The organism is Aeromonas sp. Marseille-Q7275 (genome assembly GCF_965119515.1).
The window spans coordinates 348,484-360,768 of sequence record NZ_CBCPLW010000001.1; the positions used below are offsets into that span (position 1 = coordinate 348,484).

Here is a 12,285-nt window from a genome sequence, read left to right on the forward strand (position 1 = left end):
GGGCGCCGTCGACGCTCTCGTGAGGCCGAGCGGGCGCCCATGTCTATCTATAAAAACGATGGACGGGTATCAGAGGCATCTTTTTAGGCGATGTCTCTGTGGGCCATGGGCATCAGCGGATGCCGCCGAAGCAGAGGTATTTGGTCTCGAGGTACTCCTCCAGCCCCTCTGCCGCCCCTTCCCGACCCAGCCCCGACTCCTTGATGCCGCCAAAGGGGGCCAGCTCGGTCGAGATGATCCCCTCGTTGATCCCCACCATGCCGTACTCCAGCTGCTCGGCCACCCGCCACACCCGGGCGATGTCGCGACCATAGAAGTAGGCGGCCAGGCCATAGGGGGTGTCGTTGGCGATGGCGATGGCCTCCGCCTCGGTCTCGAAGCGCACCAGGGGCGCCACCGGCCCGAAGATCTCCTCCTGCAGTATGGGGTTGTCCGGGGTCACGCCGGTCAGGATGGTGGGGTGGTAGAAGAGCGGGCCGGCGGGGTGGGCTTGCCCCCCCACCAGCACGCGAGCCCCGGCGGCCTCGGCCTGGCTGACCAGGGAGGCGACCTTGTCGGCGGCGGCGGCATTGATGAGGGGGCCTATCTGGGTGCCTTCCCCCATGCCATCCCCCACCTTGAAGGCGCGCACCGCGGCGGCCAGCTTCTCGGCAAAGGCGTCATGGACGCTGGCCTGCACCAGGATGCGGTTGGCGCAGACGCAGGTCTGGCCGGCGTTGCGGTATTTGGAGGCGAGCGCCCCGGCCACGGCGGCGTCGAGATCCGCATCGTCGAACACGATGAAGGGGGCGTTGCCACCCAGCTCCAGAGAGAGCCGTTTCATGGTGTCGGCGCACTGGCGCATCAGGAGCTTGCCGATGCGGGTGGAGCCGGTGAAGGAGAGCTTGCGCACCGTCTTGTTGCTGCACAGCTCGTTGCCCACGGCCGCCGCCTGATGGGAGGTGACTATGTTGATGACCCCGGCGGGGATGCCCGCCTGCTCGGCCAGGGACGCCAGCGCCAGCGCGCACAGGGGGGTCTCGGCGGCGGGCTTGATGACGATGGTGCAACCGGCGGCGAGTGCCGGGCCCGCCTTGCGGGTGATCATGGCGATGGGGAAGTTCCAGGGGGTGATGGCGGCCACCACGCCCACCGGCTGCTTGATGGTGGCCAGACGCCGGTCACCGCTGAAACCCGGGATGGTGCGGCCATAGGCGCGCTTGCCCTCTTCCGCGAACCACTGGATGAAGCTGGCGCCGTAGGCCACTTCCCCCTTGGCCTCGGCGAGCGGTTTGCCCTGCTCGCAGGTCATGATGCGGGCCAGTTCATCCTGACTGGCCATGATGAGTTCGAACCAGGCGTGGAGCCGGCTGCCGCGCTCCTTGGCGGTGAGGGCAGCCCAGGCGGGCTGGGCTTTGTGAGCCGCCGCGATGGCGAGCCGGGTGTCCGTCTCGTCCATGTCGGGTACCTGGGTGATGAGCTGGCCGGTCGCCGGGTTCAGGACCTCGAACCGTTGTCCGCCATGGGCCTCGCACCAGCGGCCATCTATATAGGCAAGGGACTTGATCAGAGAGAGAGCAGGTTGTGATGCTGACATAGATAGGAAGCCTCGATTGTGGGTCTGGGTGGCCGACTCATCCCGTGGTGCCACCGTATAGAATAATAAGCACCTAACGACCATAAAGTGAGCCGAAATGTTTTTCAAGTGTTAAATATATTTGAGTGAACGGGGCGCCGCATGCTAGAAATGGGGCTGTCAGGACGATTCTAGCGTTTCTCATTGTGTTGGGTGTGCAAAATAATGAACGCTCTCGGCTGTGCAGGATAGCGAACAGGGTGCCGGGATTGACGCATTATATTAACCAGCCGCCACAAGGTATTCGAATGGCCATACAAGGAGGTGGGGATGCAGCAACCACAAGGTGAGGTCCAGTGGCAGACCATGACGGATAACCCCTTGTCTGACAAAGGGATGGATAAAACCATGGGGGAGCGGCTCGCCCTCCTTCGCCGTAGTCTCGGGCTCTCTCAGCGCCGGGCCGCCGAGCTGAGCGGTCTGACCCACGGCGCCATCTGCATGATAGAGCAGAACAAGGTGAGCCCCTCGGTCGCCTCGTTGCAAAAATTGCTCTGCGTCTACGAGCTGCCGCTTTCCCGCTTCTTCGCCGAGGAGGAGGCGCGGGCACCGAGCGTGGTGATCAAGGCGGAGCAGCTCATCGAGCTGGGCAGTCAGGGGGTCTCCATGAAGCTGGTGCACAACGGCAACAATCGTCGCCAGCTCGGCTTCATGCTGGAGACCTATGCCCCCGGCACGGACACCGGGGGCCAGGTCAAGCACCTGGGGGAGGAGGTGGGCACAGTGCTGGAAGGCTCTGTCGTGCTGAGCCTGGCGGGGCAGACCTATCAGCTCAGCGCCGGGGACAGCTATGTGATCGACACCGGCGAGCCCCACAGCTTCAGCAATCCGTCGGGGCAGGTCTGCCGCATCGTCAGCGCCCACACCCCCGCCAGCTTTTGACATTGAACAGCGCGAATATTGGAAACGAACCGGTAAGGAAACAGGGATCATGACCGAACATGTAAAGAGTTACTACGCAGCCAGTGCCAACAAACACGCCCCCTATCCCACGCTCACCGAGCAGCTTGAGTGCGACGTCTGCGTCATCGGGGCCGGGTATACCGGCCTCTCCAGTGCCCTGCATCTGGTGGAGAAGGGCTACAAGGTGGTGGTGCTGGAGGCCGCGCGAGTCGGCTTCGGCGCCAGCGGTCGCAACGGCGGCCAGATCGTCAACTCCTACAGCCGCGACATCGACACCATAGAAGCGAACTGCCCGCCGGATCAGGCCAGGCTGCTCGGCTCCATGTTGTTTGAGGGGGGAGAGATCATCCGCGAGCGGATCCAGCGCTACAACATCCAGTGCGATCTGCAGCAGGGGGGCGTCTTTGCCGCCGAGACCGAGAAGCAGCTCCACGAGCTCAAGGCACAACATGCCCGCTGGCAGAAGTGGGGCAACGATCAGCTGGAGCTGCTCGATGCCGACGGGGTGCGCGAGGTGGTGGCAAGCGATCGCTACGTCGGCGCCCTGCTGGACAAGCGCGGCGGTCATATCCACCCCCTCAACCTGGCGCTCGGGGAGGCGGAAGCCATCCGCATGCAGGGGGGGCAGATCTTCGAGCAGTCCGCCGTCACCAGCATCACTCCTGGCCAGCCGGCTCTGGTCAAGACCGCCAGGGGGGCGGTCAAGGCGCGCTTCGTGGTGGTGGCCGGCAACGCCTACCTCGGCAACCTGGTGCCCGAGCTGGCGAGCAAGAGCATGCCGTGCGGCACCCAGGTCATCGCCACCGAGGTGCTGGGGGAGGAGCGGGCCCGCGCCTTGCTGCCGCAGAACTACTGCCTGGAAGATTGCAACTACCTGCTCGACTACTACAGAACCACAGGGGATCACCGGCTGATCTACGGCGGCGGCGTTGTCTACGGGGCGCGGGATCCGGCGGACATAGAGCGGCTGATCATCCCCAAGATGCTCAAGACCTTCCCCCAGCTCAAAGACGTCAAGGTGGAGTACACCTGGACCGGCAACTTCCTGCTCACCCTGTCGCGCCTGCCCCAGTTTGGTCGCATCGGCCCCAACATCTACTACATGCAGGGTTACAGCGGCCACGGCGTTACCTGTACCCATCTGGCGGGCAAGCTGCTCTCCGAGGTGCTGAGCGGTCAGGCGGAGCGCTTCGACGCCTTCGCCAGGCTGCCGCACTACCCCTTCCCGGGAGGGCGTCTGCTGCGTATCCCCTTCACCGCCGCAGGAGCCGCCTGGTATACCCTGCGAGACAGGCTGGGGGTGTGATGCCCATAAAGGGCGTCGCGCTATGGTGCCATGACTGTTGAATGGTGAAGGACGTGAGTCTCTGGTGATTAGGCTGTCGCATAAGGGAAGTGGCAAGCCATTCCCTGTATCGCAGCGAGGGCACCCCAGGCACTTCTTTCAGGGGAAGCGGCTGCCCTCAGGTGCCCGCCGGCAGCCAGGAGGCAGAACGACAGAGGGAGGCATAGTGCCTCCCTCTGTGATGGGTGAACAACCTGGATCCGCTTCAATGGCATGGGACCATCATCTGCCCGCTCAGGTTGCATCGACTCGCCGCTCTCAGAACCTATAGGGGAAACGCAGCCCTAGGCTGTAGTCAGGCGCATCCGTGGTGAGCCCTGCCGACCAGTTGACTGCCATTGAGAGCTTGTCGGTGATGGCCCAGGTGGACCCCATACCGAAACTGGCCGCATTGGCATCGGAGCCGGTCACCTTCTCCATGTCAAAGCCTTCGGCCCCCTGACTGGATTCGAGGGTGATGCGCTGGTTGATATTGAAGGAGAGGCTGAAGCGCTCGTTCAGTGCAAACGCGACCCCCAATCCATATTCATACCAGTCACCGAGCTGGATGCTGCCGGGCTGATCGCCGGGCTGGTAGGAGACATCGTCAAAGTCTTGCTTGAGGCTGTGGCCATAGTTGAGGTTGGCGAACAGGATGGCGGGATCCAGGGTCTTGACCAGGGAGAAGCCGGTGGACAGCTGCCAGAGCCCGTTGCCGGTGGCGAGCTCCTTGGGGACCATCAGGTTGCCAGATTCTGAGGTCATGAGCTCTATCCCATAGGGATCCTTGCCGGTCGGCGCCTTGGCCCGCAGGTTCCAGACCAGATCCGGCCAATCTTCATCCTCGGCCAGGACCCTGTAGTAGATGGCGAGGCTGAGATCGCCGAGCCCGCCATCGCTGACGCTCTGCTCCTCAAAGTCGCGGCTGGAGTTCTCCTTGCCGGTGCTCTGATAGTTGGTGTTGCGATACATGTAGGGCACCGCAAGTTCCAGCTGCCAGCGATCATTGAGGGTGTAACGGGTCACCAGATCGGCCGTCCATTGATCCGAGCGGACCCTATCCAGGTTGATTTCGCCCAGGAAGATGGCGTCCAGCGCCAGGAAACCGCGCAGGGCGAGATCCTTGCGGTTGTAGTGCTGATAAGAGAGGCCGAAGTCGAGGGTCAGCGCGCGATCGAACACGTTGTGTTGCTCGATCATCAGGTCTTCGGTACTGCGACCGACTTCCGGCGTGCGCCGTGCCGTATCGGGTTGGGAGGAGGCTGCGACGGCGGCCCCGCTTGTTCCTGCTGTGGCGGCAGGCGTGGCCCCCGAGGCCTTGACGGCCTCCAGGCGAGCCTGTAACTGATGGAGGGCCTGATTCTGCTGGATCAATTGCTGACGCAGCTGATCCAGCTGTTGCTGCAGGGCCTCTTCTTCTGCAGTTGCGCCCCAGCAGGTGAAGGGGGTCAGTGCAATCAACAGCATGGTCGACTGTTTCATCGAGATACGTCCTTGTTGTTTATTATCCTTTTTATTGTTCAGCCAATGGGGCTCATCTGTTCTCAGCGAGAGAACCAGATCCGGGTCTGATTGAGGGTCTGCAAACCGTCACCCTTGACTCTATTGAGTTGCAGCAGACCTCGACTGAAGTCGGTGCCTCTCAGACTCTGTTCCAATCGAACGCGTCCGTCGGAGGAGTTTAGTTGCAGCCCCGCATAATTGCCTGACACGCGGTAACTGGCAGTACCAAGGTTCCCCTGGTGCTCGTAGTTGCCTGCGGAGACGATCTGTCCCGTCATGTCGGGGGGCGTCAGTGTTATACCCGCCTGGTTCACCGAGCTGTTGCCGCTTCCCTCCAGTTGCACGACCTGCACCAGGCCTGCGCCTTGTACGGGGGCACTCTGGGGCGTCGTTGTCACAGTCTTGACCTCGTCCTTGATGCGGACATCCAGCTTGGGCTTGTTTTGCACCACGCTCAGCGCCAGGTTCATGGCGGCCGTTTGTTGAGCCTGGGCCGTGGTCAGGGATGAGATGAACTCGATGCCGAAGTAGCTGATCCCGTGGCTGCTGACGTAGCGGCCACGCAGATGGGCCAGTTCCCCATCGGCCAGTTCGGGGGCAAAGCTGTCTGACAGTAGTGCCAGAGGATCCGGGGCGGCCAGCAGCGGAGAGGCAAAGCCACCCAGACTGCAGATGAGGCATATGGCGGGTCGGGTATTCATGATGACCTCACATTAACTCTTTGTGCTGAAAACCAAATTCCAGCAGGGATGTTTCATTGAGGGGGGCGAACAGCCCATCTTTTCCTCTGGCAGACAGGGGAGGAGCAGGGTTGGCAAGGGGCGCATCAGGCCGATAGCCAGCGCCGATCACGGCAAGCAGTATGCCGTTCCAGCTCTCCTTGAACTCCTTGAAGGTGATCACTCGATTGCCGAGGGCGGGGTCTGCCAGATAGACACGGTCGTGGCGATCGATGGCGCGCAGCACGGCAAAGTGCTGGTAGCCGCGAATATTGAGCAGCACTATGGTGGGGACTCTCACCTGCCGCAATTTTTCATCTCCCAGGCGATAGCCTCTGACACGCATGCCGAGCATCTGCAAATATTGCTTCATGTCGAGCATGGAAAAGCCGTAATTCTTGACCTGTTCAGGGTCAGCCATGGCCAGCATGCCATCCATCACCCAGCGTTCATTCGTTACGTGGCCGTAGGAGTAGCGCAGTATGGTGGCGACTGCGGCGGCCCCACAGCTGAAATCTGTCTGTTGGCGCTCGATATTGGCATAACGGCGCTCCAGAATGCTCTGTACCGGTTTGTTGAGATCCCCCAGTGCCGGGAGATGTTCTCCCAATGGCATATTGGCCGACCAGGCAGCAGGGCAGAATAACAACAGCAGTAGCCAGCGCATTGAGACCTCCATGTCCTGAAAAAAGGGGGCGCAAAGGCCCCCTCTGAAGTGCATTACTTGGCAAAACCTGCGGCCAGCGAGAGGTTGTTCGCTTGCAGGTTGTTGGTGCCCGACGACACGTTCACCCCGATGTTGCCCACGGCACCGTTGAAGGCGCCGCCATCGATGGTTGCCCGGTTGAAGGTTTCGCGGCTGGTGTAGGTGTTGACCACGGGAATGAAACCGGTGGCATAACCGCTCAGCTTGATATCACCCTCTTCCTCGAACTTGAACTTGGAGTCCTTGCTGCCATCATCGTCCTGATTGTCATAGTCGATGTGGCCCCAGAGACTGCCGCCATTGGGATGATCACCATCCTTCCAGATTTCCGGATAGACGTTGTTGGTCTGCTTGCTGGTCCCTTCGTACTCACCCTCGGCTTTGAGCTTGAGGAAGATGGGGTTGTAGTCCACGGTCTTGGTGGCGCTCAGGCTCTTGTTCTCGGTCATGTTCTTGGACACGCTCTGGCTGTTTGCCACCGTGGCCACGGCCATGTTGCCGGTGGACACCGAGGCCGCCATGTTGTTGGCCTGAACGTTACCCGAGCCAGACGTCACGTTGGCACCTATGTTGCCTGCGGCATCCTTGAATGCCCCATCGCCTACCCCGGCCTTGTTCTGATGACCGTGGTTGGTAGTCCAGTTCTGGCTGGCGCTTTGGGTGGAGAAGATCTCGGCATCCGAAGATCCACCGGCCATGCCATGTTGCTGGCCACGACCCATGATGAACTCGGCATCGACTTCGTCATAGGCGGCCAGGGCGCCACTGTTGCCTTGTACGTTGGAGTCACCGGCTGCCACGTTGGCGCCGACGTTACCGGATGCACCCTTGAACGAGCCGTCAATCTTGCTCGTGTTTTCTGTTCTTGAGTTAGCAGTGCCGATCATGGAGCTGGATTGCTGGTTGTCCACCACCGCCATGCCGAGTTTGTTGACATTGATGTAGCCGCCGACATTGACTCTGCCTTCGTACTCCACATCGACTTCTGCCTTGACCTTCTTGGTCAAGGTTGCCCCTGTCTCATCCCTGTCACCGCGGTAATCGGCGGAGGCGGTGCCTGACATGGCCATGACAACCGCAGCGGCTAATGAGCTATAAATAAGTCCACGCATAATGAGTCTCTCCATTGAACTTTCTGTGGAAGATTTGCCCATCGGCTGAATCTAAGCCCCCGGACTCGGCTTCCGATCCCTGCGACATCATGGGGATGTCGTTACTGCGCCAGCCAGAGGCAGGGAGACCATGTTGACTGCCTGGTTTCCCTGTCCCGTGACCTGGTTCACCTGGATGACGCCTTTGCTGCCCGTCAGGGCGTTGTCATCCAGATAGATACTGGTGGTGGTGTTGGGGGGCACCTTGCCTGAAGGTGTCTTTGCCACACTGGTGCTGAGGTTGATGTCGGTCACCACGCCGATGCCGCTGTCATCCAGCGACAAGGCGAAGGCATTCAGCTGCTGGTTGGCTTCACCGGCGCCCTGATTGATCCCGACCAGCCCCTGGCTCTGGCTCAGCGCCGAGTCCAGAATGGCCACGCTCTGGTTGCCATTGAGATTGGTAGTTGATTGATTCTGCTGGCTAAACTGAATGATGGCCGGCCCTGATAGGGCGATGGCGGCGAGGTTGCCCTGCTGGTTGTTATCACCGGCAACCATATTGACACCCATGGCGCCACGAATGTTGCTGAGTGCTTGCGAGCCGAGATCAACCCGATTCTCTGCTTGTGACTGAGGTGCGAATGCGGAAAGGGAAATAATTGCCAATGCAATATATGTTTTCATGCTCTGTCTCCATATGCCAGGAGGGCTTATTAGAGAGAGCAATGAGTGTGCCACTTGGTAATTTATTGATATGTATTGTTTTTGTATTTGAGTTATTTGTCTTTAAGTCTCAGTTTTGATAATGAACTTTTATATGATTCATCAACATATTGTTTATTAATGATTTTATTGTTTCTCATCGTTAATTCTGCTATCTCATGATTGTGTTGCCACTAGTCAAAATGCGGGATGGTTTATAGTTATCATCGTTTGGTTGCCTTGGGTTGGCGTCACTTGATAATAACCATGCTCTTTCCAGATGAAATAATGGGTCTCAAAGAGAAATGGTCTGACTCTCTCGTGCAGAGGCGATAACAAGGAGTTTCCCTATGACAGAAACGGCATTGTTACTCATCAATTCATGTGCCGTGCTGGAAAGCCTGCTGATAAAAGGCGAATGGCAAGTGGAGCAGGCGAGCTCCCTGGCGGTGGCAGAACAGAAATTGCAGGAAAAGGCGTATCCCCTGGTGCTGGTGGCCATCGAGCCGGAGCAGCATGACGCTTTGTATTCCCTGATTGGCCAACACTCCAGCAGCCTGTGGATTGGCCTGATCGAGCGTGATTGCCTGGCCAGCGAGGCCCTGCGCAACCTGCTTGCAGCCTGTTTTCATGATTTCCACACCTTCCCGCTCGATCAGGAAAGGCTCTCCCACAGCCTGGGTCATGCGCTGGGCATGGCGCGGTTGATCCGGCGTCATCGCCCCAAGGCGCCGGCTCAGCTGCGCTTCATCCAGGGGGAGAGCAGCGCCATTCGCCAGTTGCGCGAGCAGATCATGCGGCTGCAACATTGTCGCTTGCCCGTGCTGGTGACCGGGCCCAGCGGCACCGGCAAGGAGCTGGTGGCCCGTGAGCTGCACTACAGCACCTTCGGCGAAGACGGCCCCTTTGTGGCCGTCAACTGCGGTGCCATGCCCCATCAGCTGATCCAGTCCGAGCTGTTCGGCCACGTCAAGGGCGCCTTCACCGGTGCCCAGAGCCGCAAGATAGGCAAGATTGAGGCGGCCGATGGCGGCACCCTGTTCCTCGACGAGATCGGGGAGTTGCCACTGGAGGATCAGGCGACCCTGCTGCGCTTCTTGCAAGAGCAGAGCATAGAGGCCGTGGGCAGTCATCTGACTCGGAGTGTGGATGTGAGGGTCATTGCCGCCACCAATATCGACGTGGAGCAGGCGGTGGCCAACGGCGGATTTCGCATGGACCTCTACTATCGGCTTAATGTGGTGCGGCTGCGCACCCCTGCCTTGTGCGAACGGGCCGAGGACATCCAGCTGCTTGCCGATGACATCCTGGCAGAAGTGCGGGGAGGGCGGGTGCTGAGCTTTACCCACAAGGCGCGTCAGGCCATGCAGTCCTATTGCTGGCCCGGCAATGTCAGGGAGCTGCGCAACCGGGTGCAGCGGGCAGCCGCCCTGTGTTCGGGCCCCTTCATCGAGGCCGATGACATGGAGCTGACCAACATGGACACCCTGTTGATCTGTGGCTCGCTCAAGGCCGTGCGTGAGGGGGCAGAGCGTCAGGCGCTGCAACGGACGCTGGCCCGCTTCCCGGACCAGCTGGAGGAGGTGGCGCGCACCCTCGACATCTCGCGCGCCACCCTCTACCGGCTGCTGGACAAGCACGATCTGCTGTAGTCCCCGTCATTGCGTGCATGGCGGCCCTTGCCCCATGCCGTTCAGTGCCAGGCCCGGGTTATAATTTGTGCCAATATGCGCAAACCTGTCGGGTGATGGATGCGCTCGAGGGGGTCGTCAGGAGGCGTGCGTTGCCAGCTGGCACAGACGGCGCGCCGCCTCCTCTTCACTTTGGACCACCTGATGGGCGCCGCGGATCAGCAGGTGATGCACCTCTTCCGCCTGGTGACCACAGGCGGCAATGCGCAGCAGGTCTCCCTGTTCACGGGCTCTCGCAGCAATTTCTCCGGCCAGCAGGCTGTCATCCAGGGTGATGAGCAACCAGCTGGCATCGGGGAGCGCCACCGAGAGCAGGTCGTTCTGGATGGGGTGGCCTGCGAGGCAGGTGATCCCCTGAGCGCGCCAGGGTTCCAGCAACTGCTCATCCGGATCTATCACTACCATCTCCCTTCCTTGCTCATGCAACTGCCGAATCAAATGGCTGCCGATGGCGTCGGCCCCGACCACCACCACATGACCGTGCAGGGGACAGAGGGAAGTACCGGTCTCGACCCGGGGCTCAGGCTTGCTTCTTAGCCAGCGCTCGACCTGGTTGAACACCAGTGGATTGAGCATGATGGAGAAGCAGGCGCCTACCAGCACCAGATCGCGCGCCACATCGGGTACCAAGCCGAGCATGGCACCCAGCCCCATCAGGATGAAGGAGAACTCCCCCACCTGGGCCAGGCTGGCCGAGATGGTCAGTGCCGTGCGCAGGCTGTGGCCAAACAGGCGCACTATGGCGAAGGCTGCCACCGACTTGCCGATGACGATGACAAAGATGGTTGCCAGCACCGCCAGCGGCTCGCGCAGCAAGATGGTGGGGTCAAACAGCATGCCCACAGAGACGAAGAAGAGCACGGCGAAGGCATCCTGCAGCGGCAGGGTATCGTTGGCGGCCTTGTGGCTGAGGTGGGAGCTGTTCATCACTACCCCGGCGAAGAAGGCGCCGAGGGCGAAGGAGACACCGAACAGCTTGACCGCCCCGAAGGCGATACCCAGGGAGCAGGAGAGCACGGCCAGGGTAAAGAGTTCGCGGGAGCCGGTGGCGGCGGTGCGGGCCAGCATCCAGGGGATGAGGCGGCGGCCCCCTATGGTCATCAGTGCGATGAAGGCGGCCACCTTGGCCAGGGTGAAGCCCAGATCCCGGAGCACATGGGCCAGGGTCAGGGTCTCGCCTCCGGTCTGCAGGTTCGCCAGTATGGGGAGCAGCACCAGGGCCAGCACCATCACCAGATCCTCGACGATAAGCCAGCCGATGGCGATGCGCCCTTCCTTGGTATCCAGCTGCCCCCGGCTCTCCAGCGCCCGCAGCAGCACCACTGTGCTGGCGGTGGAGAGTGCCAGCCCGAACACCAGGCCGGCGGTGATGCTCCAGCCGAGCAACTGGGAGAGGCCGAGCCCGAGCAGGGTCGCCAGGGTGATCTGCACTATGGCGCCCGGGATGGCGATGTGTTTGACCGAGAGCAGATCTTTCAGGGAGAAGTGCAGGCCGACGCCAAACATCAACAGAATGACGCCGATCTCCGCCAATTCGGGGACGAGTCTCAAATCGGCCACATAGCCGGGGGTGAATGGGCCGCACACGACCCCGGCCGCCAGATAACCCACCATGGGGGAGATGCGCAGGCGTTGAGCCAGCATGCCAAAGAGATAGGCGAGCACGAAGCCGCCAACCAGGGTTGTTATCAGGGGGAGTGAATGGTCCATGTCGTCACCTCGCTAATGGCAGTCAGGGGCTACCAGATCACCAGGAGGCGAAGAGGGCAGCTGTCAATGAGCAGGGGGCGAAAGAGACAGAAGTTGGCCGCATCAAGCACAATATCTTGGGGACAACAGATGCCGTTTCCATTGAAAAATAATGTATTTTTACTTCTCGAGCAACACTTATCCAAGTTTCAGATATAATTTGACTTCAAGCTCATATAAAACATTATTTTATGGGTGATTAAATAGTCTTTCCCGGTAAATATTGGCAGGAGTAATCAATCCTTGATGGGTTTTTGGCTCGCCGGGAGCCCAGATGAT

At 60.4% G+C, this 12,285-nt stretch carries 10 protein-coding genes; 3 read left to right on the forward strand and 7 right to left on the reverse strand.

What is annotated here, in order from left to right; all coding sequences use genetic code 11:
• Nucleotides 1–112 precede the first annotated feature (112 nt).
• On the reverse strand, nucleotides 113–1,576 hold the full coding sequence (locus tag ACWPWQ_RS01595; protein WP_454008846.1) for an NAD-dependent succinate-semialdehyde dehydrogenase: 1,464 nt from the start codon (nucleotides 1,574–1,576) through the stop codon (nucleotides 113–115).
• A 309-nt stretch (nucleotides 1,577–1,885) separates the two neighbouring features.
• Here ACWPWQ_RS01595 and puuR point away from each other — a divergent pair, with 309 nt between their 5' ends.
• Entirely contained in the window at nucleotides 1,886–2,497 is a 612-nt protein-coding gene (gene puuR, locus ACWPWQ_RS01600; protein ID WP_005331862.1) for an HTH-type transcriptional regulator PuuR, read from the forward strand.
• A 49-nt stretch (nucleotides 2,498–2,546) separates the two neighbouring features.
• The gene (locus tag ACWPWQ_RS01605; RefSeq protein ID WP_454008847.1) at nucleotides 2,547–3,824 is read left to right on the forward strand and encodes an NAD(P)/FAD-dependent oxidoreductase; all 1,278 of its coding nucleotides are present in this window, start codon (nucleotides 2,547–2,549) and stop codon (nucleotides 3,822–3,824) included.
• Nucleotides 3,825–4,121: 297 nt separating this feature from the next.
• Here ACWPWQ_RS01605 and ACWPWQ_RS01610 read toward each other — a convergent pair whose 3' ends face one another.
• The 5 genes from ACWPWQ_RS01610 to ACWPWQ_RS01630 form a co-directional block, all read right to left on the reverse strand.
• On the reverse strand, nucleotides 4,122–5,324 hold the full coding sequence (locus ACWPWQ_RS01610; RefSeq protein WP_342058158.1) for a transporter: 1,203 nt from the start codon (nucleotides 5,322–5,324) through the stop codon (nucleotides 4,122–4,124).
• Nucleotides 5,325–5,386: 62 nt separating this feature from the next.
• Nucleotides 5,387–6,046, reverse strand: a complete 660-nt coding sequence (locus ACWPWQ_RS01615) for a hypothetical protein (protein ID WP_202046842.1) — start codon at nucleotides 6,044–6,046, stop codon at nucleotides 5,387–5,389.
• 7 nt (nucleotides 6,047–6,053) lie between these two features.
• Nucleotides 6,054–6,731 (reverse strand): C39 family peptidase, encoded by a 678-nt coding sequence (locus tag ACWPWQ_RS01620; protein WP_202046841.1) that lies wholly within the window; start codon nucleotides 6,729–6,731, stop codon nucleotides 6,054–6,056.
• A gap of 53 nt (nucleotides 6,732–6,784) precedes the next feature.
• On the reverse strand, nucleotides 6,785–7,777 hold the full coding sequence (locus ACWPWQ_RS01625; RefSeq protein WP_342058161.1) for a hypothetical protein: 993 nt from the start codon (nucleotides 7,775–7,777) through the stop codon (nucleotides 6,785–6,787).
• Nucleotides 7,778–7,969: 192 nt separating this feature from the next.
• On the reverse strand, nucleotides 7,970–8,422 hold the full coding sequence (locus ACWPWQ_RS01630) for a hypothetical protein (protein ID WP_236661678.1): 453 nt from the start codon (nucleotides 8,420–8,422) through the stop codon (nucleotides 7,970–7,972).
• Between the two features lie 494 nt (nucleotides 8,423–8,916).
• On the opposite strand from ACWPWQ_RS01630, the gene ACWPWQ_RS01635 reads away from it, so the two are divergent.
• On the forward strand, nucleotides 8,917–10,218 hold the full coding sequence (locus ACWPWQ_RS01635) for a sigma-54-dependent transcriptional regulator (protein ID WP_202046838.1): 1,302 nt from the start codon (nucleotides 8,917–8,919) through the stop codon (nucleotides 10,216–10,218).
• Nucleotides 10,219–10,335: 117 nt separating this feature from the next.
• On the opposite strand, the gene ybaL is transcribed toward ACWPWQ_RS01635, so the two are convergent.
• Nucleotides 10,336–11,967 carry a YbaL family putative K(+) efflux transporter gene (gene ybaL / locus ACWPWQ_RS01640; protein ID WP_454008848.1) on the reverse strand — a complete coding sequence of 544 codons (1,632 nt, stop codon included), beginning with the start codon at nucleotides 11,965–11,967 and terminating at the stop codon, nucleotides 10,336–10,338.
• Nucleotides 11,968–12,285 lie beyond the last annotated feature (318 nt).

Coding starts and splice junctions, on each gene's coding strand:
- ybaL (WP_454008848.1), bottom strand. CDS start 11,967: ATGGACCATTCACTCCCCCTGATAACAACCCTGGTTGGCGGCTTCGTG.
- ACWPWQ_RS01605 (WP_454008847.1), top strand. CDS start 2,547: ATGACCGAACATGTAAAGAGTTACTACGCAGCCAGTGCCAACAAACAC.
- ACWPWQ_RS01620 (WP_202046841.1), bottom strand. CDS start 6,731: ATGCGCTGGCTACTGCTGTTGTTATTCTGCCCTGCTGCCTGGTCGGCC.
- ACWPWQ_RS01635 (WP_202046838.1), top strand. CDS start 8,917: ATGACAGAAACGGCATTGTTACTCATCAATTCATGTGCCGTGCTGGAA.
- puuR (WP_005331862.1), top strand. CDS start 1,886: ATGCAGCAACCACAAGGTGAGGTCCAGTGGCAGACCATGACGGATAAC.
- ACWPWQ_RS01610 (WP_342058158.1), bottom strand. CDS start 5,324: ATGAAACAGTCGACCATGCTGTTGATTGCACTGACCCCCTTCACCTGC.
- ACWPWQ_RS01630 (WP_236661678.1), bottom strand. CDS start 8,422: ATGGTTGCCGGTGATAACAACCAGCAGGGCAACCTCGCCGCCATCGCC.
- ACWPWQ_RS01615 (WP_202046842.1), bottom strand. CDS start 6,046: ATGAATACCCGACCCGCCATATGCCTCATCTGCAGTCTGGGTGGCTTT.
- ACWPWQ_RS01595 (WP_454008846.1), bottom strand. CDS start 1,576: ATGTCAGCATCACAACCTGCTCTCTCTCTGATCAAGTCCCTTGCCTAT.